The organism is Bacillus sp. 95MFCvi2.1 (assembly GCF_000374965.1).
Lineage (GTDB): Bacteria > Bacillota > Bacilli > Bacillales > Bacillaceae_G > Bacillus_A > Bacillus_A pseudomycoides.
In genome coordinates, this window is sequence record NZ_KB895690.1 from 331,812 (window position 1) to 356,714 (window position 24,903).

General features: G+C 33.2%; 23 protein-coding genes, 1 tRNA gene and 3 pseudogenes. 7 read left to right on the forward strand and 20 right to left on the reverse strand.

The genetic code is table 11. From position 1 onward, the window contains the following. Positions 1-60: 60 nt before the first annotated feature. From C568_RS0101790 to C568_RS0101830, 9 genes are all read right to left on the reverse strand, one after another. Positions 61-675, reverse strand: a complete 615-nt coding sequence (locus tag C568_RS0101790) for a DUF4241 domain-containing protein (RefSeq protein ID WP_018780608.1) — start codon at positions 673-675, stop codon at positions 61-63. Between the two features lie 55 nt (positions 676-730). Beyond that, positions 731-1,324 carry a DUF2441 domain-containing protein gene (locus C568_RS0101795; protein WP_018780609.1) on the reverse strand — a complete coding sequence of 198 codons (594 nt, stop codon included), beginning with the start codon at positions 1,322-1,324 and terminating at the stop codon, positions 731-733. 221 nt (positions 1,325-1,545) lie between these two features. Next, entirely contained in the window at positions 1,546-1,962 is a 417-nt protein-coding gene (locus tag C568_RS0101800) for a GNAT family N-acetyltransferase (protein ID WP_018780610.1), read from the reverse strand. 21 nt (positions 1,963-1,983) lie between these two features. Beyond that, complete coding sequence (locus C568_RS0101805; protein WP_018780611.1) at positions 1,984-2,748, reverse strand: serine hydrolase; 765 nt, start codon at positions 2,746-2,748, stop codon at positions 1,984-1,986. A 93-nt stretch (positions 2,749-2,841) separates the two neighbouring features. Next, the gene (locus C568_RS0101810; RefSeq protein ID WP_006095027.1) at positions 2,842-3,180 is read right to left on the reverse strand and encodes a DUF952 domain-containing protein; all 339 of its coding nucleotides are present in this window, start codon (positions 3,178-3,180) and stop codon (positions 2,842-2,844) included. Positions 3,181-3,727: 547 nt separating this feature from the next. Continuing rightward, positions 3,728-4,441 (reverse strand): class I SAM-dependent methyltransferase, encoded by a 714-nt coding sequence (locus C568_RS0101815; protein ID WP_018780612.1) that lies wholly within the window; start codon positions 4,439-4,441, stop codon positions 3,728-3,730. Between the two features lie 755 nt (positions 4,442-5,196). Then, positions 5,197-6,186 (reverse strand): trypsin-like serine peptidase, encoded by a 990-nt coding sequence (locus C568_RS0101820; protein ID WP_018780613.1) that lies wholly within the window; start codon positions 6,184-6,186, stop codon positions 5,197-5,199. A 601-nt stretch (positions 6,187-6,787) separates the two neighbouring features. Further along, positions 6,788-7,234, reverse strand: coding sequence for a GNAT family N-acetyltransferase (locus tag C568_RS0101825; protein ID WP_003204648.1), 447 nt, complete (start codon positions 7,232-7,234; stop codon positions 6,788-6,790). Positions 7,235-7,372: 138 nt separating this feature from the next. Continuing rightward, entirely contained in the window at positions 7,373-7,594 is a 222-nt protein-coding gene (locus C568_RS0101830; RefSeq protein ID WP_231398618.1) for a carcinine hydrolase/isopenicillin-N N-acyltransferase family protein, read from the reverse strand. 823 nt (positions 7,595-8,417) lie between these two features. On the opposite strand from C568_RS0101830, the gene C568_RS0101840 reads away from it, so the two are divergent. Both C568_RS0101840 and C568_RS0101845 read left to right on the forward strand, forming a co-directional pair. Beyond that, positions 8,418-8,831: a hypothetical protein gene (locus C568_RS0101840; RefSeq protein WP_018780615.1), complete on the forward strand. Its 414-nt coding sequence runs from the start codon at positions 8,418-8,420 to the stop codon at positions 8,829-8,831. Positions 8,832-9,294: 463 nt separating this feature from the next. Then, entirely contained in the window at positions 9,295-9,642 is a 348-nt protein-coding gene (locus C568_RS0101845) for a YkgJ family cysteine cluster protein (RefSeq protein ID WP_006097101.1), read from the forward strand. Positions 9,643-9,939: 297 nt separating this feature from the next. On the opposite strand, the gene C568_RS0101850 is transcribed toward C568_RS0101845, so the two are convergent. The 4 genes from C568_RS0101850 to C568_RS0101865 all read right to left on the reverse strand — a co-directional run bounded on the left by C568_RS0101850 (position 9,940) and on the right by C568_RS0101865 (position 13,736). Beyond that, entirely contained in the window at positions 9,940-10,467 is a 528-nt protein-coding gene (locus tag C568_RS0101850; protein WP_018780616.1) for a hypothetical protein, read from the reverse strand. 189 nt (positions 10,468-10,656) lie between these two features. Beyond that, entirely contained in the window at positions 10,657-10,869 is a 213-nt protein-coding gene (locus tag C568_RS0101855; protein ID WP_006097103.1) for a hypothetical protein, read from the reverse strand. A gap of 264 nt (positions 10,870-11,133) precedes the next feature. Beyond that, positions 11,134-13,137 (reverse strand): serine hydrolase, encoded by a 2,004-nt coding sequence (locus C568_RS0101860; RefSeq protein ID WP_018780617.1) that lies wholly within the window; start codon positions 13,135-13,137, stop codon positions 11,134-11,136. A 218-nt stretch (positions 13,138-13,355) separates the two neighbouring features. Continuing rightward, positions 13,356-13,736, reverse strand: a complete 381-nt coding sequence (locus tag C568_RS0101865; protein WP_231398626.1) for a hypothetical protein — start codon at positions 13,734-13,736, stop codon at positions 13,356-13,358. Between C568_RS0101865 and C568_RS34095 the strand changes: the two are divergent. The 3 genes and pseudogenes from C568_RS34095 to C568_RS0101875 form a co-directional block, all read left to right on the forward strand. After that, positions 13,724-13,813, forward strand: a pseudogene (locus C568_RS34095) (class D sortase); the annotation flags it as partial. The gene C568_RS0101865 and the pseudogene C568_RS34095 overlap by 13 nt on opposite strands. Positions 13,814-14,082: 269 nt before the next feature. Next, positions 14,083-14,156, forward strand: a tRNA-Ile gene (locus tag C568_RS0101870). Positions 14,157-14,441: 285 nt separating this feature from the next. Next, the gene (locus tag C568_RS0101875) at positions 14,442-14,807 is read left to right on the forward strand and encodes a hypothetical protein (protein ID WP_003203567.1); all 366 of its coding nucleotides are present in this window, start codon (positions 14,442-14,444) and stop codon (positions 14,805-14,807) included. A 181-nt stretch (positions 14,808-14,988) separates the two neighbouring features. Here the strand turns inward: C568_RS0101875 and C568_RS30370 are convergent. Next, positions 14,989-15,351, reverse strand: a pseudogene (locus C568_RS30370) (SAM-dependent methyltransferase); the annotation flags it as partial. Positions 15,352-15,768: 417 nt separating this feature from the next. Between C568_RS30370 and C568_RS0101885 the strand changes: the two are divergent. Next, positions 15,769-16,158, forward strand: coding sequence for a hypothetical protein (locus C568_RS0101885; protein WP_018780620.1), 390 nt, complete (start codon positions 15,769-15,771; stop codon positions 16,156-16,158). A gap of 840 nt (positions 16,159-16,998) precedes the next feature. On the opposite strand, the gene C568_RS0101890 is transcribed toward C568_RS0101885, so the two are convergent. From C568_RS0101890 to hblC, 4 genes are all read right to left on the reverse strand, one after another. Then, on the reverse strand, positions 16,999-18,126 hold the full coding sequence (locus tag C568_RS0101890; RefSeq protein WP_003210117.1) for an HBL/NHE enterotoxin family protein: 1,128 nt from the start codon (positions 18,124-18,126) through the stop codon (positions 16,999-17,001). A gap of 281 nt (positions 18,127-18,407) precedes the next feature. Beyond that, the gene (gene hblA / locus C568_RS0101895) at positions 18,408-19,535 is read right to left on the reverse strand and encodes a hemolysin BL binding component B (protein ID WP_018780621.1); all 1,128 of its coding nucleotides are present in this window, start codon (positions 19,533-19,535) and stop codon (positions 18,408-18,410) included. Between the two features lie 36 nt (positions 19,536-19,571). Then, on the reverse strand, positions 19,572-20,792 hold the full coding sequence (gene hblD / locus C568_RS0101900; protein ID WP_018765647.1) for a hemolysin BL lytic component L1: 1,221 nt from the start codon (positions 20,790-20,792) through the stop codon (positions 19,572-19,574). Between the two features lie 70 nt (positions 20,793-20,862). After that, the gene (hblC, locus tag C568_RS0101905; RefSeq protein WP_018780622.1) at positions 20,863-22,182 is read right to left on the reverse strand and encodes a hemolysin BL lytic component L2; all 1,320 of its coding nucleotides are present in this window, start codon (positions 22,180-22,182) and stop codon (positions 20,863-20,865) included. Positions 22,183-22,921: 739 nt separating this feature from the next. On the opposite strand from hblC, the pseudogene C568_RS30375 reads away from it, so the two are divergent. Beyond that, a pseudogene (locus tag C568_RS30375) lies at positions 22,922-23,248 on the forward strand (phospholipase); the annotation flags it as partial. Positions 23,249-23,688: 440 nt separating this feature from the next. Here C568_RS30375 and C568_RS36050 read toward each other — a convergent pair. Together C568_RS36050 and C568_RS0101920 are read right to left on the reverse strand one after the other, a co-directional pair. Then, a complete protein-coding gene (locus C568_RS36050) occupies positions 23,689-23,817 on the reverse strand; it encodes a hypothetical protein (protein WP_006095044.1) in 129 nt (42 codons plus the stop codon). 5 nt (positions 23,818-23,822) lie between these two features. Next, positions 23,823-24,893, reverse strand: a complete 1,071-nt coding sequence (locus C568_RS0101920) for a Rap family tetratricopeptide repeat protein (RefSeq protein WP_018780624.1) — start codon at positions 24,891-24,893, stop codon at positions 23,823-23,825. Between the last annotated feature and the right edge of the window lie 10 nt (positions 24,894-24,903).

Here is a 24,903-nt window from a genome sequence, read left to right on the forward strand (position 1 = left end):
TGATTTCCATGCACTCTCCCCTTCACTAGTCACATCATTGGTTCTTATATCATCATTCATTTATTCCTCATATAACACTTGAAAATCAGTAACAAGCGAAACAATTTTCCCATTCTCATCAAATCCCCAATAAGAAGGATAAAAACCATCACCATAACCTGATCGGAACATAATAATATTACTTCCTGTTTCCTCACATACTACACAATTTCCCCACTCATCATCATGTTCTGTTAGTACGTCGTCTATCAAATCATCATACAAACTAATGAATTCTTCTCCTAGCTCTTGTTGTAATCTATTTTCTATTTCTTCTAACTTATCAATTGCTTCCACATCTGCAAAACACCCTAGTCCCGTATCAACTGGATACCCAAAAATATATCCTTCCTTTAGTTCACTTACATTCTGTCCTGGCTTTATTGCCATCTTCCATTCTGTCACTTTTGCTTCTGATACTTTCAATTCAGCACCAGCAATTACACCATCTTCCTCGTTCAACCAAGCAACAATTGGATATGTGCCGGGCTGAATTGTTTGTTCGAAGTGATTTTTATTAAAAATAAGAGGATCACAAGCAACCATTTTACCTGAAGTAACTTTTAAATGGTCTAATACTTCAGGACGTAGGACTTCACTATCCAGTTTAGATAATTCATGTAGTAGCTTTGACATAATGTTTCTCTTCCCTTCATTCTCTTATTATTAGACTATACAACTTTCCTAGAATTTAAGCTGAGAAATCATCAATAATTTCTACCACTTCAATTTTTCCGTTAATCAAAAGCTCTGGAAGCTCGTTTTTTACATTACCCTTCCAATATTCTTTAGCTTGTTCAATTTTTCGAGAGAAAGGAACACCATCTTCCTTTGGTAAAAGGTTTCCATCCCCCTCAAAAGAATTCCCAATAACTCGAAGTTTAACAATCTGCAAAACTTTCCGATTATAAGAATCAAATAATTCTTTCCATTTCAAAGCATCTTCATAGCTTTTCGCAGCGTATAAGCAAGACAATCTTGAAGGATATTCAGGATATTCTTGTAGTCTAACCATTTCTACTATTACTTCTCTAATAGCTCTGATTGTTTGGTCTACATACTTTATAGCTACTTCGGCATTTTCTTTATTCATGTTCAAGCCTTCATTTGTATAATGATCTTGTAAAATCTGAATACAGTCTTCGCCTTTAGAATTCAATTGTTCTCTCTCAAAAAAGAAGCGATATAAGGTATTGTTTTTGTTCTTGTCAAAGTTAATTATCTGCCCAAGAATCATTTTTTTCCTAGTAACAATGTGATAAACATACAATTCGTTCTCTTTCATGGTCTGTCTCCTATTGGTCTTCATCATATTGACTATATTATGTACTTTCCATCACTCTTGTCCGCAAAGAAGAGTTAGTTTCAGTTGCTTTTTTGAAAGACAGTATGTACGTGTTGATTCCATTTCTTTTTCTCCTCTTATCTGCTCTTAATTGCTTAACTGGTTAGAATGCATGATTATATATCCCGAAAATTAATTTACATAACATTATTATATTATACTTATAAACGTTTCTCTAAAAAATGCTGACTATACCCTTTAGGATGATCTTCCACTACGCCAAACTCTCTGTAACCATGTTTCTTGTAAAATTCAGGTGCTTGAAAACTAAATGAATCAAGTAATATAAGTCTACAGTTTTTCTCTTTGGCAATTTCTTCGATTTCATTTAATAGTTGACTACCATATCCTTCATGACGTACTGACTCATCCACCCATAAAAAATCAATATGAAGGTGATAGAAATATATTGTGCCTGTTATGCCCCCAAATATTTTGCCAACATCGTCTTTTAATAGAAAACTTACATGTTCTAATGGGCTTTTTACTTCATCTGATAGTACAGACATATTGTATTGGATTACTTTATTTTTAATATATTCGCTATCTTTTGAGTTATTTTGTTGTATAATTTTCAAGTCTATTCTCCTTTCTCATCACTATATATAGCATTCTGTATACTTTTTATACAAACATTGCAATGTTTCTTTTATTTTCATATCAGCTTCTTGATTTTCATAACGATTTGGTAACTCCATTCCGCCAATCACATAAAGCAATGGTTTTTCATAAAACGTTCCTAGTATACCGATATTTATAACAGCTGTAGGTAACCCACCTGTCATATGGGCTAAGTGGTACCCTGGTATTCCTTCATATTGTCCTTGTTGTCTCACCATTCCATTTATAATTGGTTCCCATAGCACCGGATTCAATTCATATCCTTGGAATATACGAATTAAAAGTTTAAGAACTTGTTTTAATTTCCCAACATTTTTCATATTCCTTGGGTCTTTCGTAATATAAATCTTTGAAAAAGAACATTGAATTCTCCTATTTACTTCTTCCCATCCACCGCAAAAGTTGACAACAGATTGTGCAATACAATTGTCATGACATGCAATCATTACTTCTACAGCATCTTTGAGTGTTAATACGGTTCTTCTTTGTAAATGTGGGTATATTTCTTTACTATCTTCTTTCGGATTAAATTCGATATTTTCGATTTCATCACTCCAGCGAACTTGATTCTCTGCAACCATTTTAGCTACAGCAAATCCAATTGCAACCTTTGCGGCAGACGCTAGTGGAACCAATATATCATCATTATATAAAGCGACAATATTTTGTCTTTCTGCCGAATAAGCAACTATACCTACTTGACCTGATTTTATCTCCTTTATTTTCTTGATTACTTCCTCCATTTGTACGCCTCTTCTCGATTTCGTTTTTATCCCTTTCAGTATTTCGATAATACGAATCAAAAATCCTTTTATGAGGTTAACAAATGCATTCTACTATTTTTGTTCCAACTCTACTGGTAAAACATAGCCGCCATTTTCTTTCTGAAGTTCTACTACTTTCACAACAGCATTAGCATTTACGGTTCCGTATATATGTGGATAGTTTTGACCATTAGAAGCCAATTCATATTTTATCTCCGCCTCAACTAACGACGGATTAATTACAAGTAATACTAACTCCATTTCAGTACTAAAATGCTTTTCTGCCACTTGAAGAGATTGTTCTAAAAAAGAACAATGAATAAACCCTTCTTGCATCAGTGAAGGTTCCATTATGTTTCCTTTTGCTTTTGCTACTTCCCATTCACTTTTTTCCATTACCTTTGTAATCATAGTCAATCTCCTTCTTCCCTACTTTATAGAAACATTAAGAGGATTTTCCCGCTCGTTACGGGGTAACGCCAATGCCCATCAACCTCAGATTTTAAAATGCCCACAAAACGAAATTATTTTGCTTTTTGGATTCCGAATCTCTTAATTAGATAGCACAAGGTACCCCACGAAAAAAGCCGTTCTCCTAAACTATGGAAATCGGCTTTTGTAATCTAATTCATTCATATTGTATATCCACCTTCCAAAAGAGTGTAAAAACTAAGGTTCTGAGACTTGTTAATCAAGCAATCCCGTACCCTTGTTTGATGATAACGGTAACTACCGCGACGTATAGTTTTCATTTCCGAAAAGGGACAGACTTCTCCCTTGATGGCTGGTACGCGTTTTTTCCAGCCCGAAAACTAGTTACTTCGAACCATACGGAAGGTCATCTTCTTCACCTCATCTGAAAGATTATATTAATTATACCCCATAACACTCTTTTGTGGACATTGTAAAATGCGAATTTTTAAATAACGGATATAAATTCTTTAGAAAACATTTTTTACTATTCAGTGGAATTTTTCGTGAATAAGGCTGTCCAAAGTCCAGAGACACCAAATACTTTATTCGATTGTTTTATCTCTTTCATTCTACGTATTTCTACTTCAGAAAAGCCTTTAAAGATGGCTCTAAGTTTTTTATCTGTAAAACCTAATCCACCTTTAAAACTTTGCAGTTTGTATACTTCCCAATCTGTTATGTCTGCTCCACCTAATTCTCCACCTTGAACAAAACAAGTGATTGCAAAATAACCACCTGGTTTTAAAGCCTTTTTCACCAAATTTATATAACTCATTCTTCTGTGTGGAGCAATATGATGAAAGCATCCTGAATCATACACAATATCGTATGTACCCTCTTCAATTTGTAAGTCAAAGATATTGTTATAAATAAAATTTATATTTACATTTTTTTCTTTTGCCCGTTCGGTTGCCCATTGAATTGATTCCTGCGATAGATCTACTGCATCAACTAAGCATCCTTTTTCAGCAAAGTAAATTGCATTCCTGCCTGGACCGCATCCGAGTTCAAGAACTTTTCCTGGATTAAGTAATTTTTTCTCGAAATAATTAACTAAGTTCTCATCTGGCTTATTAGTAAAAAAGGGAACTCCTTTTTCACGATTAGAATAAAAATCATCCCAAAATTGAGTTGGTTCACGCAATAACGAATCTAACATATCCAATAAATCTTCATAACTACTAATTGTTTCTTTCATAATAACCCCTTCTTTCCAATTAAATCTTATATTCTAATTGTACTAACAATTAGAATATTTCGTGTTTCATCGGGGTTAACAATACTTTAAATTCAAATAAGTTTGAACTCTCTACATATGCCTATTTATGCTAATTTAACACGCATAAATGCACCTAATTTTCCTTTTATATTATTTTAAAAGTATTTACCTTACTCTTTCTGAAAATCCAATCAAACAATTAGAAATACCCTTAGAATTGGAATTTGATTTCGATTTTCCAGAATTACCATTACAATTATTGCAATAATATTACAAATGGAGTAGCTATACATTCTCATTAAATAAAGATGTTTCTTTGGTAATTTACATAAATTCCATTACTAGTAGTAAGAAAATAAGCACATGCCTTATTTTTGCGGAGTGACGGGTTGCACTTTTAATTCTTTTATCCCTTCTTTTAATTTAAATAGAAAATATAATACTTAAAATCTTCTTCGGCCGTAGGCTTTATTTAAAGAAAATATTTAGAAAAATGGATTCCTCATCGTACAGAAAATCAGTGTATCTCTGTAGAATTTTGTTTTTAGTACGTAATCCACGTTTTGTTTGCACTCCTCGGTATATAGTAAAAGAAACCGATTCCGATTACCGAGCCGGTTTCTTTTTCGTATATCAATGCACGTTTACATACTCATTACTTGCCGTAATGTAATACGTGTTCTCTTTCGAATTGTGTACTTTATACTGAGAATAAAGAATCATATCAGATTCACTTATTTCATTTGATCAAACATTGTTTTTACATCCTTAGAATTAGGAGTAGCATACAAAGTTGGTGTTCCTGAAGTTGAACGTCGGGATGTCACTGCAAAAACATAACCAAGGTTTTCATTGATTATCGCTCTTAACCAAGGTCCGCCACTCGCTCCCCCATTCATACCGCAACTCATCTTGGCATCACTACTAAACAATCCCGCACTACTTGTTGATCCGCCACAATAATAAGGTAATTGTCCATTGTATGGATTTTCAGCGGGCCAACCCCAAATACGAACACTCGGTTGATTAGTACCATATCCAGTTGAAAGTCCATTTCCTCCGACAGTATTTATTAAATTGTTTCCACTTCTAGGATAAACAGTAAAAAACGCTTGATCATGGCTAAAATCACTATCGTTTATCCAAGAATTAAATGTACGAGCATCTTTCCAATTCCAAATCCCATACGGTGTGGAACCATTATTATATGCTGGAGCAAATGCAATATTTGAGTGCCATCCTTTCCCCTTACCTCCATGTACACAATGACCCGCTGTTATGACAAGGTTTTTATAATCATTATTAGTAGCAGAAGCAGAACAAACATAGTCCCTTCCGCTATATGAAAAAAATACTTTGCCTGCTGTAGATGGAACAACAACATTTAGTGCTTTAATTCCACCACTAGTATCAGGCGGAACTGGATCAGAAATATTACTAGGTTTTTCTGTTGAGGGAGCTTCCTGTTTTTTTGGAGTAGTTTTTTCATTAGTCTTGATTTCATCTGCTGGGATTGCATTCTGCATTTTTTCTTTTGTCCAATAACCCGAAGGATCTTCTGTATTGTTTGGATCTTGAATAGAGTATGGAATGTTAGGAGAGCTTTTAGATTGAATAAGAGAATTTTTTTCATCAGAGGTTGCATATACAGAATTAATACTTAAACATGTTGTTAAAGTTATACTAGCTATAATCCCCGAACATAAAAATTTTAGTTTTTTCATAAATACCCCCGTTTGCATATTTTGTTAATACCATTTAATACTATATCCTGCCTTAATTTATTATTCGTAAAAAAGATAAAAAAACCTAAAAATAACCCGAATATTCCGACGGTATTTTATTATAAAATGAGAAAGTCTTCAACATATTATATATCTCTAATATGTTGAAGACTTGGTTATAAGGTGTGTTGAGAATTCAGCTCTTGATAATATTAATTAAGTTATTTTACTTGCTAAACTCTCTTTGGACTCTCATATAGCTTTCAATGATATTTTGATAACTAAGAAGATGTTTAGCAAGTAAAGCTCCAAAGCCTTTCTACCTTGAGCAGCTATTTGCACCTCTTCATCAAAGACCACTATAAATGTATTATCATCATATGAAACGAGCATGGCTAGTTTCTTTAAGTTAAACTCAGGCAGCGCCTAGAATTACAATTATCAATTTAGTCAAAATTTATTTACCATCAAGCTAATATTTTGAAGCACCCCCTAAACAAAAAATTCACTTCTCTATAGTTAAGTATTTATGAGAATTTAGCTCGTTTTTTCGTTTTGGGGAACAACCAATTTCTTAAGTTGATGGGCATGTATAGTGCCCCTATAAGGTGAACTTCGCCAATTGTTCACCCCAAGATGATACTTCAGTTTCAACAAATCCAGCTTTCCTATAAGCAATTTTTGCTGAAAGATTTTTAGGATTATATCCAATCATGATTAGAGGAATATTTTTATTATTAATACTTCTTATCTTTTCAATAATGAGAAATATAGCCTGTATACCTATACCTTGTCCCTGGTACTCTTTATCAATCATTAGTCTATAAATCCAATAATTATTATCATCAGAGTCTATTCCAAACATCGCAAATCCTATTAGCTTATTATCAAGATATATACCATTTGCATAGAAATTATCTAAAAATTGAACCTCTGCAATAGAATAAAGATTGGAGGCGATAAATGTGCGTTGTTCTTCTTTTACTGATAATTTTATAGCCTCTTCCCAATTACTTTTGTCAATGGGTTTTAAAGATAGTTTGTTCAATATGGATACTCCTTTCGAATATAGAAGGGAACCACGTAGCTTTCGGGCTATTAAAATGTTTTCCCCTCATATTTACACCCTAAAAATACTAATTCCTTTTGCATAGACAATACCTTCTTAACATTAGGATTTAACCTTCTAAATAATATATTTAACCCCGTCATATGTTCCAACTAAAGTTGCCTCACCATTTGCATCCGCTAAAAGTAAATTCATATTCGTTCCCACAGGCATGTTTTTCACAGCATAGACGGCTTCTTCAATATTTTTACACGTCTCTAGTATGGCTCTAACAACCACCATAAACTGTAACCCCGTAACTACTGGTTCTCTCATACCTGGATATTTACCTATCGGCATACCACACGAAGCAAACATTTCAATATTCCGTCAATATTATAGATACCATAATAATTTCTCCGTCCCCCTGGAGATCCTTGAGCAGTTAGCTTTTGCTAGCTGCTCTTTCCGGTTGCATTTACCATTAATAACCATTGTGATTACACCTTATAATATAGAAGCTAGATTAAATCGGGTTGTTATATCCATTACCCTAGGAAACTAGGGTTTTGTTTTGTACAAAATGAAGTTTTTATTAACTCTGTAATTTTTATCACATCTTCACCGGCAGGCCTATGTTAATATTTTTTGCGAGGTAAATTCTTTTAAACGAATGCCTCTTACTCCCTTTAGGATTCGTTTAACAAAATTTTTTGCACACTTAATCCTCTCGCAAAGTAACTTCATCCTATGAAGCCCTATCTCTCAACAACTTTAGGACTTCATAGGATGGAGTTTTTATTCTCTTGTCTAGTAGCTCTATAAGAATATCCGGCTCATAATGCTCCCATTTAAAATTCACTGGTTGTTTCATCGTCGTATACGTCCTTTATTTATGAATATTTTCAGTGTGGTATTATTTAACATCAATTTAAGCACATGTTTTACAAATTTCACGATTCGGAAAAGCCCATGTAGGACTTCACACCGACATTATCGTTTTTGGGATAATCTGTTCTGTTAGCTTTATGGACATGTAGTGATACCTCTCTGTATGCAAAATTGCATACCACTTTTTATTGAAAACAATTATTACCGTAACTATAATAGTTACAGTAAGTAGATTTTACATTTACTTATTGTAACTATTTTATGAAAGAATATTAAAGGAGGAGTTAGAATTATGAAAAAAGCCATTTTAGCAGGAGCATTAGGAGTAGCAGTACTTTCGGGTATGAATTTACCAGGGTTAGAAGTTCCGAAAGCTAGTGCAGCAACTATGGATTTAGAAATTCAAGAGGTTACTAAATATTATTCTCTGAGTTCATATGAAGTGTCTCAAAAAGAATCTTTTAATCTTAAAAAAGGAGAAGAACTTACAGTATTTGTAAATAATTCAGGATTCCCGATTTCTTACACAGTCTTTGACGCAGACAATCAAGTAATTGGTACATACAATGCTAATTCACCTTATGGACGCGTATTCAAAGCGCAAAAAGACGGTAATATTTCTGTACAATTTCAAGCAGGAGTGAATTCTTCATTTATGAAGAAAATGAATTTTACAGCTAAATTCGCTCTTTCTAAATTTAATTGATAGTAAGAATTATCAATAAAGTGGAAATATATACATTTTCTTCTAGCTTTACGTAGCTTCAAAATCTTTTCTATCCCTTTGCTAGTGTAGAAAAGAAACTTTGAATATTTAACAGAGATTAAAAAAATTAAAAATGATGTTTAAGAAATCTCTTTTAATTCGTCTATCGTTGTAATATTGTGATAAATCTGTTAAAATAATAATAGAGATACTTTTCTTTTTTAGAAAAAATGACATCGGGTATTTTATTTGAATAGCAGGTCAAGGTCTTTGAACCACTTGAAGAGCATTCTTCTTCAAGTGCGTCTAAAGACCTTTTTGTGTTGTTCTAAAACGATAAGAAAGGAGAATTCAAGCCAAACTCTCTGAATATAAAATGAAATCCTCTCTTTTTGGTTGCTGAACTAGAAAAACCTTATTTTTGGATTAATTATAACAATTACTTATTTTAGGAGATGATTATATGGAAGGGTTACCTTGTAATGGCTGCAAAGGAATGTGTTGCGGTCCCGTTCCAATTACAGAAGAAGAATTTAAAAAAATAAAGAAGAAAATAAAATCGATGCCTACAAAAAAACGCCTAGATTTAAAAAGTCAGCAACGATATTTTGGAACATGTATTTTCTATGACGAAATAAACGATCGTTGCGGTATTCATCCGGTACGTCCAATAATTTGCCGAGCATTTGGGTATTACAACAATCTTGTTTGTTTTCGCAAACCGGAAGTAGTTTCCGCAAAAAACTATATGAGTAACGAACAGCCCATTGGTATTTTGAGTGTTGATTTTACATGGAAAGATTTTTCTTAATGGTTTTATCTATTTTCTTAAGTTGATAGATGCAGGGTAGCACCACATCGCTATAAAGCTAAGGTTTTTCACCATCTATAAAGCAAAAAATACGTTATCATTTCCTATAATTCTATAGAAAGAATAGCGTATTTTTTTACTTTAATGGAATTTTGTTAACTTGATAGCGATGGGCGGTACCCTAAACTAAGTTAAAGCATATTTAAGTGAAATTAAACATGACAAAAAAGCATTTCACTATCAGTGAAATGCTCAGATTGTAGAAAATCTCGATGAAAATCAGTTTTTCTACTAAGCTTAATTAGATTTTACAATCGCTGATGAAACTTCATCATTCCAAGTTCTAGCTCCATCTCCCATACTAACATCAGTCAAATTAATATACTTTCCATTGTTTACAATTGCAAGTGCTCGCCCTTCTGCATTAACATGTTCATAAATAGTCGTATAATCTCCATAAGGATGTGTAAGTATAGAAGAAACATTATCATTATTAGAACCACTAAAGTTTACAACAACAACTGGGTTTCTACTTGCATTTACAGTAAAACGTGAGCCCTTCAAATCATTATCATAATAAAAAGTAGAATAAATTGATGCTAAAGGTTGCACTTTGTTGCTTTTAGGAACTGGATGGCTTTCTAAGTAATTTTCAAAATCTGTCTTGTTTTCAAATCCAATCGTTGTTTGCTCCCCATCAAATCCATCAGTTATTACTTGGTAAGGCTTTGCTGGAGAATCTGCATACGCCTGCGGGCTTGAAACACCAAATAGCATCGCGCCTGCTAATAAACCTGTAGAAAGTACTCCCATAACTCGTTTCAAATGAATCACTCCTTTATAAAATGGCTTGCAAACTAATCTTACGCCTTTTATCAATTTTTTGTAATAAATGTAAAAATTTATCAACGTATTATTTTTATTCGAATAATAAGAAATATTTATTTTAATTGTTTTAACACATAATATATTTCACTTTTGTAGCCCCAATTCGTTTTTTTCGTTTTGGTGGTATCATAAAAACTTAGCTTTATGGCAATGCGGAACAGGATGTTTCTTTAGGTAATCTTCTAAATCCGTTTTGTTATCAAAACCAATAGATACTGGTTGTCCATTAAACCCTTTTGTTTTTACTTGATACGGAAACTCTTCTGCAGCAAGTGCACCTCCAGCTCTAGTCAATAGAATACCAGTTGCTAAAACCCCAACTACTAGTTTTTTTAACATAAAAAACTCCTTTTTTAATCTGAACGTACACTTTAGAAGATATTATATTTTCTATAAATTGTAAATATTTAAAAATTATAGAAAAAAATATAATTATTTATTCCGAATATTTAATTTAAATTTGACCATGCATAATAATACTCATTAAGGGATTTAAGGCGTATCTGTGCCAAGAAGTAAAAAATATACTTCAATAAAGAAGGATAGCATCTTTATGCTATCCCTCTTTTTCTGTTCAGATATTTATTCTATTTTTGTGGCAAATTAACTACCTAACATAACAAATAATAACAAGGCCGCTGCCTCTTGCCGTTTCATTATTTGTTTTGATAAATAATCTGCTGATCCATCTTCATTATATATAACCTCTGGTCCGACTAAGTGATGACCTACAATGTTTTTCACAGACTCTATCGCCCAATCATCAGTTTGTCCTTTTAAAGTAGCTTCTGCAGGTGGAGCCTCTAGCATTTCTAAATAATGCCAAGCAATCCATGCTGCTTCTTGTCTAGTGATAGCACGATCTGGATAAAAGTGTTCTCCCTCTTTTTCGTATAATATACCCAGTTCATATAACTTTTGAATATGAGATGCATACTGATGACCCTTTACATCAGAAAATACAGGGTCTTTTTTTGAAGGTGGTGCAAAGTACGCAATTTGAGACAACCAATATGAAAACTCTCCACGTGTAAGAGGGGCTTCAGGAACAAAACTCCCCTCCTTATTTGCTTTTAATATATCATATTGATGTAAAGGATCTATGAATTTAGCATATGGATGATTCACCTCTACATCTTGAAATCTCTTAGGTTCACTTACTTTCACCGCTGAACTACCAGAGTTCCAATGTATCATTTCTTTTACAGTACCATCTTTGTGAAGTTTAAACGCCATGTAATTACCCTTTTCATCTTCGAATAGTAAAGGATCTATTTGTTTTAATTCCTGTTTACCATACCTTTTATCAGCTACAAATAACTTTCCTTCGCTTATTTTTACATGCGTAATAAGGTTTTTCACCCGTAAATCACGGTACACACCTTCAAATTTCTTTAACTCTTCCTCGCTAGGTTTTAAATACTCTGGCTTCGTTTTATCTGGAAAATAGTGATTCATAAATTCATCAAATAATTTATAAGGAAGTAATGAACTATCTTTATTCGTGACAACAAAAACACCTAATTTATGTTCAGGAATTAACCACATTAAAGAAGAAAACCCTGGTATATTTCCACCTTTCCCAAAAACATATTGACCATTATGGCTTTGCGGTGAAAAGAATTCAAATCCATATGTCATATTGGGATACTTTGGATGCAACGCAAATTTTGTTTGTTGCATATCTTGCACAGTTTCTGTTTTTAGTATTTGTTTATTTTTGAATTTACCACCATTCAATTGAGCAATCATAAAATTGGCTACGTCACTTCCTGTAGAAAACATACTCCCTTGTGGCATGTCCGTCGGTCTTGTTTGATAAAATGGGATGACATCGCCTTTTTTATCGTATCCTGTTGCAAGCTTATCTTTAATAAAATTAGTCATAACAAAACTACTATTTTGCATCTCTAAAGGGTAAAAAATATTTTTCGCCATATATTTATAAAAAGGTGTGTCTGTCAAATTTTGAACAATATATCCTTGCAGCATAGAAGCAAAATTATCATATGTATACGTATCTCCTGGCTTTCTCACTACTGTGGGCATATTTTCTTCTACATAATCTTTAAGTTTTGTATAGTCATTTATTTGATCATGAATATCCCCCAATCTAGGATCCACATCATCAAAACCTGTTGTATGGGTGAGTAAATGTTTCATTGTAACTGGTTCACCCACATTATTTTGGTACTTTAATCCCCCCATATAATTTACTATATCTTTATTTAAATCAATTTTTCCTTGTTCAACTAACTGCATTACAGCACTAGCAGTAAAAACCTTTGATACTGACGCTAATCGAAAAACGGTTTTTTTAGGATCGATGGGAATATTCTGTTCTTTGTTGGAAAAACCGTATCCTTTTTGAAATAGAATTTGATCATCTTTGACAACGACAATAGCTACACCAGGTGCATTTTCTGCTTTCATTTTCTCTGGAATTACTTTATTTGTGAAAGCTTCTACATCTATAGCATTTAATGCTATAGAAGAAACTGTTTCAGCCTTCGAGTTATTACCACCCAAAAATACTAGAAAGAAACATAGGCTTATAACTAATAAACTTCGAAAATGATGAATAATTCTATGACTTCTTCTTTCCAAATTAATTCCCCCTTTAAAGCCAGATTTGTTGATTATTTTCTCAGTGTGCTAAACATTGATCCGGATAACACAACCATATTCTACCATAATTTATTTTGTTTACATAATTTTATTTATATTCTGTAATTTCATCCTCCTCTAACTTTATAAACAGTTTGGTTCTGGCACAAAAATGTTAGTGAGAAACATAGAGTAGCAAATTGCTCTACATTTCCCTCTTATGAAGCTGAGCCAAACAATTTATGAATAAATTCTCTCTGGTTTTGGACGGACTTGTCCGGTAAAACAAGTTGTCCTTTTTTCATCATATGCATGGCTGTATCTGTTCTTCTCCCTTTTGCATGGGAAAAGTCTCCACTAGAGATGGTTAAGTTACCTTCCGCATGAGGTGATTCACCACTCGCTTGTGAACCTCCTCCCTCAGCGTGTGAAAAATCTCCAATGGCTCTCGTAGCCTCCCTCTCGGCGTGAGAAGATTGTCCCCTAGCTTCCGTACTAGTACCTTCCGTATGAGAAGCCGTTCCTATAGCTATTGAACCAGTACCTTCTGCATGGGCAGCTTCTCCACTAACAATGGTACCGCTTCCTAACATTAACAACCTGTTATCCTTTTGATTATATTGGTGACGCGCCTAATCGTTATATAATTGAATCATCTTTAGTTTCTGTTCATTAAAATACTGATTTTATAGACCCTCGTTGGACGAATTCTCTCATATGTAAAATTGCATGAAAACACCAGGTAACATAATGCTATTATTTTGTTATAGATCTGCTCTATATTTTTCATTAATCATGTTGAAACCCTATAGAAAAACAATTGGTGAACTAAAGAACTGAAGGAAGGCACTCATTGAGTGTCTTTTCTTTTCATTCAAAATATTATATAATTATATCGGTATACTTCATTATTGCGATTATCCTGGAAAACTAATCGCTTACCATGGACCTTTAGCTCAGCTGGTTAGAGCAGACGGCTCATAACCGTCCGGTCGTAGGTTCGAATCCTACAAGGTCCACTTTCACAATTCATAAACTAATTATCACAAAAAGATACTCGGAAGAGGTCTTTTCTTTTGTTTATGCCCTTCATATATAACTTGTACAAACTTTTTTCTCCCCTAATGCATATTTTATCCTTATATTTACAAATTTTCGTAGTAACCTTTTAGTATTTCGAGGAAAATCACTAAATAAGTGCATTCTTTTCTTTTTTCGACAGACACATTGCAACAAATTTAATAGAACCCTTTTGCTATTCTAATTTGGTGACTAATTGAATACTGAATGGAGTGAATTATTTTATGTTTGAAAAGCTTTCTTTGCTTTTTGTTTCCGGTGCATTATTCATGTCTTTAACAGCTTGTACACCAAATTATCAAAAAGCCTCAGCAAAGAATGAAAGTTCAGCTTCCCTGTATACCACCAAAGAATTGCAAAATGAATTCCCCATTGGGATGCCGATTGATGAATATATTGCTAAGAAAAATAAGATGAATATTAAACATCCGACTAGCATTCCTCTTCCGAATGGAAATGTAGGAAGAGTATTACAAACAACTGATGGGTTTGTTGTTATTTGTGGTAATGAAAAAGAAATTTTTAATGTAGTAGTATTTAGAACGCTGGATGAAGTAAAAGAATATGAGACGAGTTTAAGAGAAAAATAATTCCAAACAAAATGCTGGTGTTGCTTTAAAATAAAGTTTGATCAAATTGATACTAATAATCTTGATAAATAATCATAGAAAAGAGCGTGTTTTGAAAAAAGATTAATTAAAACACGCTCTTAATATTTTCAGTTGGTTTACTCTTTTATAAAAAAGTTTGATCATTTCCTATCTATGTTGCTCCCCAATAATCAATTCCAGTTAAAAAGGACTTAGGAAAAGTCTTTGCCAGTTTAATAATCAGTGAACCACTGCCTGTTCCTATATCTAGTATTTTTCCTTTTCCATCCCAATTCACCTTGGCAACAATTAAATCATGTATTTTTGACTGATAATTCCCTCCAAATGCTGCGAATTGGTAAACTGAATAAGAAAGTATGAATGCTATATACATAAAAGGCAACGCTAAACCCCCTGACAGGACTCGCAGATATAAATTAACAGGTAATAATGTTACCAAGAGAAAAATGAGTGAAATAACAAAAAAAATAAGTAGTTTGTAAATTCGTATCCAAGTTTGATATTTAGCTTTCGTTTTCAAGATATCAGCCATCCTAAAATAATCTATTTTTTGTTTGTTATAATTATATAGGAAATTAATACCCCTTTGTTAGGTCTTTAAAGATATTCTTATTAAATAATCCTGCCCTATAGTTTAACAAGTTATGTTTGCAGCAGGTGAGGTAAGAAAAATAGTTGCGGAAGAATTAGAAAAAGCGAGGATGGATCCCAGGACAGGGCGAAAACCAATGTCTTCACCAAGATTCGTGGTTCTAATGTTAGAAAAAGGCGAATAGAAATATAGGTGTACCGCCATATATCCATCAACTTAAGAAGTTTATAACGCCCATCAAAACAAAAAAATATACATTTTTTTGTTTTGGAGTACTTATATTTTCATAGCTTGATGCGCATGTAGTGATATCTCCCCATTAGTAAAATTCTCTGGAGGTGTATGGATATGGACTGGCATAGTATTACATTGACGGCAGCCGGGGTCATCGGCGGTGGTACCGCGATAGTTCACGGCATACTGATGAAACGGCTGATAATCAAGCCGATTGAGGCAGTTTTTGTGACGAATGGGCAGATATCTGCACCGATACAAAAACTCGTACGATTGCTTTTGCATTTTACCACGCTCAATTGGTTAATCAGCGGGCTCACCTTGATTGCCGCCGCAATCTGGTTCAAGCAGGATGCAAGGCTCGTGACTGGCCTACTTGCAGGTAGCTCTTTTCTATATGGTGCTATCATCTCTTTTTGGGTAATGCGCCGCCCTCATCCTAGCTGGATTTTATTGTCCGTTGCGCTCCTTTTAATCGTCTTGGGGCTAACGCCAGTGGCCTAAGGCCCTACTTAAACTCATTAGACATGAGCGATTCCGTGGAACGAAAATCATCAAGTAGAGGAAGATGAACCTCGATTTATTTTACTAAATAAATCTCAAAAGCAACGTTCGAAATGGTTAAAGGGTATAGGTTACACAGCTTTTGTTTGGCCTGCTTTATTTTGATTGATACATATTTACTGGGCAATTGGTGGTACCTTAATAGTAGCAAAGAGGATCTGTGTAGTAACGGAACAAGAACGGCAATAACTTAGATTTATGTTGGCTTGTACTACAAGTAGTTTGTTTTTAGAAAAGAAATTTTTTATTAAAAGGTTGTTTAAATAGTATGCTTAGTATTTATTGATACATAATAAAAGAGTTCAATAACATAAGTTATATGGGATACAGCCACATCACCATCAAGCTAAGAAAAAGAATTACCCCCAAGACGGAAAAAATATACTATTCCTTTAATTGAGGTCACTATACATACCAATTTAAAAGGAATAGTATATTTTTCGGTAGGATAAACCGAAGGAGTTCTCCAAATGCTGATGATGTTCCACATAAAGAAAATGCATGAACCAAAAGATAAATTTCTCACCAACAAGTAGATTTTTCTAAAGATTAAATGGAATTTGTCCATACATTATTTTTACATTTATTATACTTGCACCTAAATAGTCTTTATGACCTATTCTTTATAATTTTTGAAGACTTTTTTCAATCATTTTTAATTTTCTGCACCAGAGCCCTCAAGAGAGCAAACCGCTCTCTTTTTTATCATGGCAGAACTTTAACGTCTAACTTAAGTTTGCCATGTTTATTCAAAAGCTTTAAAAAAGAACCGATATCTCCTTATTTTTGTGGAGTGACGGGTTGCATTTTTAATTCTTTTATCCCTTCTTTTAATGTGAACGCATCTGTTCTTACTGTTTTCCAACTGTCTTTAGCTGCATTCAAGTTGGGTAGTAAGAATTTAAATTTATTTTGATCAGCTTTTTCAGATGCCTTATCAATAAATTGTAGAACTGATCCATATTGACGATCTAAATCACTCCATTGGTCGTACATAAAAGTAAGAGATTTCAGAGCATTATCAATCGCACTATGCATCTGATCAATATTATTAAACGCAACTCCAACTACACGATTTAATGTTAGTTTATAATCTACAGTCTGACGTAATTTTGCTAATTCTGGCTCTAACCAGCCTAACTTACTTCTTGCATCACCTATCATTATACCACCAGAAATCATTACGGGAAAAAACGGAATCTTTACCATTGTCAATCCTTTAGATTCTATGTCTTTCTGATAGTTTACTTGTCCTAAAACTTCATTTAGACGCTTTTGATCGTCCTCAACCGCAGCTCCTTGGTTTTTTAAAATCGACTGCAAGAGATCTTTATCGCTTCCAAATGCTCTAACATCTTGTCCAATATCGTCTTTTAACTTAGTTAATTCTTGTATTAATTTTTGTGCATACTCTTCATTTTGTTGAATTTCACCTCGTAAATCTGTAATCCCTTTTTTAAGAATATCTCCGTTCCCTGTATGAATTGCCTCTACTAATGTTCCATAATGATTATCAAATTTTGTATCGTATTCAATAATGCCTGTCAATGTATCTAAAAGCTGTCCTTTTATTTGCGTATCCCATTTAACAGCATGTTCTCTTGCATTCTTTTGATCTTGTACAATTTTAATAGGTAAATCTGCATACCCATTAATAATAATCCCTTCAAAATTCACATCTGGATTATTAATTAACAAACAAGAATAGTCATTCATAGATTTTGCAAATACCCCAGCATCTTGCAAAGCTGTTTTCATCTTCTCTTCATTTGCTGAAAGAGACATATCTCCAGTGTTAGTTTGTTCAATTTCACTTGCAAAAGTTGCTACTGGTGTGACTGCATAAGTGGTTGTCATAGTTAAAAACGTTGATACAGCGAGTATTTTATAAGGGAGTTTTTTCATCATTTCATATTCCTCCTATATAGGTTTTGATTGTAAGTTCATTTCTCCTTTAAAAGCGATATCTTTTGAAGCTAGTTCTGCATCGTTATGAATATCATTTCAACTTTGTTTAGCAGCCTTTAAATCATCAAGTATTAAAGAAAATTTATAGTGAAAGGCGAAGTCTTGAATCAGACTTCGCCTTTTCGTTATATAGGGATTTACTAATTATTTTATAACCATTTAACAATGTAATCATAGATTCTCTATGTTTTGAGTAACTTTGCAACGGAACCAATATTTCCTTATTTTTGAGGAGTAACAGATTCCACTTTTAATTCTTTTATCCCTTCTTTTAATGTGACAGCATCTGTTCTTAATGTTTTCCAACTGTCTTTAGCAGCATTCAAGTTAGGTTTTAAGAATTTAAATTTATTTTGATCAGCTTTTTGAGATGCATTATTAATATGTCCCAGTACTCCCGAATATTGAGAATCTAAATCATGCCATTGCGTGGACATATAAGTAAGAGCATTAATAGCATCATCAAGTGCCTTATGCATCTCACTAATATTAATATAGGCAACTCCAACTACACGATTTAATGTTATTTTATAGTCTACAGTCTGACGTAATTCTGCTAATGTAGGCTCTAACTTAGATAAATTATCTCTTGCTATACCCACTATGATACCGCCAATGATCGGTAGGCCCAAAATAGCGCCCTTCATTACATTAAATCCATCAGACTCTAATTTTTTATAATAGTTTACTGAGTCTAAAATTTGTTGTAGACGCTTTTCATCGGCCTCCACATCAGCACCTTGGTTTTTTAAAATCGAACTCAACAGCTCTTTATTGCTTCCGAATGCTCTAACATCTTTTCCAATCTCGTTTCTTAAGTTAGTTAAATCGTCTATTAATTTTTGTGCAGACTTTTGGTTTTGTTGAATCTCACCTCGTAAATCTGTAATCCCTTCTTTTAAAGTCTCTCCATCTCCTGTATTAATCGCATCTACAATTGTTTCATAATAATTGTCAAATGTTGTATCGTATTCAATAATGCCTGTCAATGTATCTAAAAGTTGTTTTTTTACTTGCGTATCCCATATAACAGCGTGTGCTCTTGCATTCTTTTGATCTTGTACAATTCTGCCAGGTAAATCTACATATCCATTAATATTAATTCCTTCAAAGTTCACATCTGGATTTTTAATTAACATATAAGAATAGGCATTCATAGATTTTGCAAATAACCCAGCCTTTTGCAAGGCTTCTTTCATTTTCGCTTCATTTGCTGAAAGAGACGTCTCTCCATTGTTCGTTTGTTCAATTCCACTTGCATAAGCTGCTACTGGTGAGACTACAGAAGTTGTTGTCAAGGTTAAAAATGCCGATGCAGCGATTAGTTTGTAAGGGATTTTTTTCATCATTTCATATTCCTCCAATATAGGTTTTGATTGTAAGTTCTATTCTTGTTTAAAAGCGATGTCTTTCGAAATGAATTCTGCATCTTTATGAATATCACTCCAGCTTTGTTTAGCAGCTTTTAAATCATCAAGTATTAAAGAGAATTTATGTTCTTGCATAGAGTCGATATTATCATGTAAATCTGTATAATTGGCCCCCATTTTATTCCATTGTTGTTGGATGCTTGTTAGAGACAGTATTGCTTGATCCACTGTTTGATACAGATCTGTCAAAGTTGCTTTCGCGTTAGTAAGCGAAATAACTGCTTGGCTAGCAAGATCGGCTTTCGTACTTAGTTCTCCGATTTTTTTAGAAATTTCGTTATAAGAGTTCATATGATTAGACGCCGTGACACCAGCTGCTGTTCCTAAACCGATACCAGCTGCACCGAGAGCCGAAAGTCCGCCAATAACGGCCGGTGTTGCTGTACCGCCAGTCACAACAATTACTACCGCTCCTGCAATAGCTCCAATAACTAAAATGGCTGCTCCCAATCCACCACCGATTGACCATGCTAATACATTGTTAAAATGCTCTGTCTGAGTAGAACGTAGCTTCTCAATTTCAGCTTGAATTTGTGGAATTAGGGCATTATTTCCGGCTAATAGTGCCGTTAATCCACCTTTCCCATCTGGGCCACCAACATTATTTTTAAACCCTATAGAATTGTCATACAGTTTTGCTTTAAAGTCTTGTAACATCTTAATTACTTCTGTAACTTCTTTTGAATTTGTATTAATTGTAGTGATTAAATCATTTATGCCCTCTTTTAACTCTGCTTTATCTTTCTTTTGTACAGCAGCTTCCAATATATCGTAATAATTTTTAAATTGTTCATCGTAATTTACAATATTACGTGCTGTTTTTTGAATCTTCGGCTTCGCTGTATCTAACCAATAATTCGCATTGATTCGTGACAGTTCCTGATTAAGGTGAATATTTTTAATTAATTCTGCTCCTTCTGAACCTAAATCAATATTGGATAAATTTACATTTGGTTGTTTAATCATTGTTTTTGCGTACAAATCCATTACAAGAAGATTAGATCCTGTTCCAGCTAATGCTTTCTTCAGCCCTTCAGGCCCTAATTCATAATTCCCTACTTTTTGTTCTTGAGCGGTCTGTTCTTGTGCAAGTACATGAATAGTGTTACCGTTCGTAGCAGTTATAAATGTTGCTAGAGTGGCTACAGCTAACACTTTAAATGGAAGTTTTTTCATAACTATTCTCCTTCTCAGTTTTTTGATAGATTCTTATAATCTCTATATTATTTTTATTAAATTCTAAATATTAAAACTTATAAACTTGTTCTTCAAGGTAACTTGTTACATTTTTTAATTGTCTTAATGTATCCTTTTGAGACTGCTGGTCAGTTGTATCAACATTAGTAGATAATTTTGTAATACTATTTTTGATTAGACCCAAATCTTCTTTATAGCGTTTTAGTAGGTCAAGTTCTACATCTACTTGATTTGCAAATGTATGTAAATCATTTTGCATAATAAGAAGCATAGATTTTTGTAAATCTGCTACTGTTAGGTTCTTTGTTAAATCATAAAATTTTTGGTTTTGTGTCTCTAAATCATCTAAATGCGCTCGTTGCTCTGCTGTTAGTTTATTTACTTCAGCGAAGGCACTATATGTTTTTTTAATTTTTTCAGGGTCAATAACTTTCGTAAGGTTATACTCTTTTGTCTTTGTAACTGCAGCTGCAGCTATTTCAGCTTGTTTGCTTTTCTCAATTGCTTCACGAGCTTCTTTTTTGGCAGCTTCAATCTCTAAAGCAGATTTACCTTTTTCTTTCGCTTCTTGCTCTGCTTTTTTCTCTGCTTCTAAAATAGAGTTGTTAATTTCTTTTCCTTTGTTATACGCTGCCACCGCTGTTTGGGCAGCCGGTTCAATGATATCTTTTGAAAGATTATAGACTTCTTTGAATATAGTAAGTCCTTGTTCATTTAAAGCTCCCGGTAACAATGCTATTTGTTGTAAATCATTTTGAATTGATTTTTGGGTATTTTGTAATTCATTTTTTAGCTGGTCTATTTTCCCTGTTCCCTCTGAACTTAGTACACCCTGTGCTTTTGTCACATCAGTATCGAGATCTTTAAGCTTATTATCAAGCTGTAATTTAAGATCTGTTAATTCATTAATCTGACGTTGTACGTTTTCTTGGTTTGTCATAGCTTTATCTTGAAGAACTTCAAGTCTATCCAAGAACCCTTCTTTATCTTCTTTATTATCTACAAACTGTTTTAATGTTGGGTAATAGCTATTAAATTGAGTTACAAATCCTTTACTTTTTGAATTTAATAGAATTAATTTTGGATAAAGTTCCGATGACCATTCTGTCATATCTTTCTTGATTAGGGATTGGTTCGTATTTAAAGATGGAACTTCCTCTAGCTGTACATTAGGACTCATTAAAGCTTGATCTATATATGTTTGGATTAATTTAGATTGCGCACCTAATTTTCGTAATGATGAGGAAATATCCGTGTTCTCTTGTTGCGTTTCTGCCTTAACGATTGGCGTTGCGAGAGTATTGATAGGAATAGCTGCCCCAGTAACAATGGATGTTATTAAAAATCCTTTAATTATTTTATTTTTCATTCAGTACACCTCTTTACTATTGTCTTTTTACAATCTTATTCATATATCTTGAACGACCTAGCGCTAGGCTCTCTCCTTGCACACGCTTGAGGAAGGAGAATTCTTTCGGATAGAGTGTTAAACTCTGGTTATTATTTACTTCTCATAGAATGTAAGGACCTTACTTCCCCCTCATTTAAACACTATGTTTTTAATAAGTAAACAATAAAATTCCATCATTTATATTTAATAATTCAGATATTTTATATTTATAATATAAAAAAATTATATTAAAAAAAGTTAAATATTATTAATCACTTCACTAAGTGAAATAATTATACTATGATAATTAAACCTAAAATATAGTGATTTTCATTGATCTATATTAATCTCTTGCTAAAAAATGTTTTCAATATAATTTAATGGTACTTCATATATAATTTTACTTTATTTGGAAATGCACAATTACATATAAATATAGTCATATCAACCATAAATAACTCATACTATTATTATCTTATGAATAGTAATTTAATTTTCCATAAACATTACAGGGGAAATTTTCTTCTAGGGGTTCAGCCGAGATACGTGTAAAAACGGGGCACAGTGATATAATATTTACCAATCTATTATTATTTAGGTTGTAATTAAAATGAACATTTTTGCTATAGACAGCAATATTAAGAAATAGATTATTAAAACAGTATTCCTATTACTTTATCATCTTTATTATTTTATAAGATGGATCTAATTAACTTCCCATAACGATTTGAAAAATGCATTTTTCTATTTAGGATTATCACTTCATTATTTAGGAGATGTTAATCAGCCTATGCATGCAGCAAACTTTACTAATGTTTCGCTTCCAGTTGCCTTACACTCAAAATATGAAAACTTCGTCGCTACTGTAAAAGACAATTATAAAGTAAAAGATGGAAATGGCTATTTGAACTGGAAAAGTGTAAATCCAGAAGACTGGGTTCACGCTTCTGCAGTTGGTGCAAAAGCTGTTTTCCCATTAATTGTACATGATAAGACGAAAGAGTTGTTTATAGATGCCACTGTATCACAAGACGCTGCTGATAAAGTGAAACTTTAATCAGTGGGGGTTTTCTCCATCCCCCACTGATTATTAGTTGAACCAATCGGGCTTTTACGGGCAGTTTATCTCCCACCTAGCTTCTTTAGAAAAGCGGAAGCGGCTCGCTCAGAATCGCAGGACGTTGGAGCCTCCGACAGAGAGGCGCTTTTTGCCTCGTCCGAGAGGGCGAAACGACCGGAGATTCTAGCCGCTAGAGCTGGACAATGCTTTCGCAGAATTTTGAGGCGGGAGTATTACTGCCCACAAATAGCGGAATAAACGGCGTGTTGAAGTAACACCGGTGACCGGAAAACATTTAATGGAGGCGCAACGTATTACACAGCTGGATATATCCACTTATAGTTTGATACGTATGTGAATCATAAATAATAAAATAATTGAAAAAAGAGAGTCCCTTTTCCCAAAAAGGCACTCTCTTTTTTCAATTAGATAGTTTCTCCATGATCTAAACAAAGTAGATTAGCTTTAGCTGATGGCTCTTCAATAGATTGATTAGCAACACCAAAAGATAAAATCCCTGTAAAAATCATTACAGTTAAAAGTACTTTTTTCATTATTTTTAGGCTCCCTTCTCCAAATCTTTTTTGTCAGCATCTAGGGCAATGTGAAAGAATCTACTGGCTTTTTCATCATTGCTTAGGTCATAGAATTTATTTCCAAGAATTGAAGCATATTCTTTTACATGACCCCATAGATTTTCTTTCTTGAAGTAATATATTCCTGTCATAATAACTTTCTCTAGTTCCTCAATCTCTGCTCCCTTATTCAGTTCTCTTAAGATAGCAAAATGGCACTTATATTCTTTAAGTTTTGTAAGGTTATATCCTTGTTCAATTAGATCTGCAGCAAGAAAATTTTCTCCTAACTTATAGTATTCCCTAGCTAATAAAAACATAGTTTTAGGGTTATTTTTTAAGGAATCCTTTAAATACTTAATCGCTAACTCTGAAAGGTTTTGATCAGCATATAATAATCCTAAATTATGTTTCACTTTAGCTATTAATTGTTCTTCGCCATATTTTTCAAATATTCTAAGAGCTGAAATGAAATTTTCCTCAGCAATTTCATACAGCCTAAGTTTAGTACAAGCAAGTCCTATGGTGTTTTGACAGGAAGCAACTTTCATTTCATATCCTGTATGCTTCGAAAATACCTCTTTTGCCTTATTAGCATATTTAGCAGCCAACAACGGGTTTAAGGATTGATAATGGAATACTGCAAACATGTAATCAAATTCAGCCTTTTCTAATTCATCTGGAATAGTTGCTAAGAGTTTTTCAGCCTTCTCATATTGTTCTTTAGCTTCATTATGATTTCCAACTGAAATTGCATAAATAGCTTTGAAGAAATGATAATAATATTTCAAAAATGTTTCGGTTTGTTCTGGAAATGGAGCAATCTTTTCTAGACAGTCTTTAGAACCATCTATATCACAAACCAGTAAATTATATCTAAAGTTAAGTAGGGAATAATAGATAGAGATATTAGAGTCTTCTTCAATACTATGAATATTTCTATCAATCTCTTCTTTTAAGTGTTTAGCTTTTATTATATGTTGAGAAATAATTGCATTATACCAACTGCTTAATAATGTTATTATTTCTTCTTTTGCTATTATATGTGTATCCATAATATTCTTC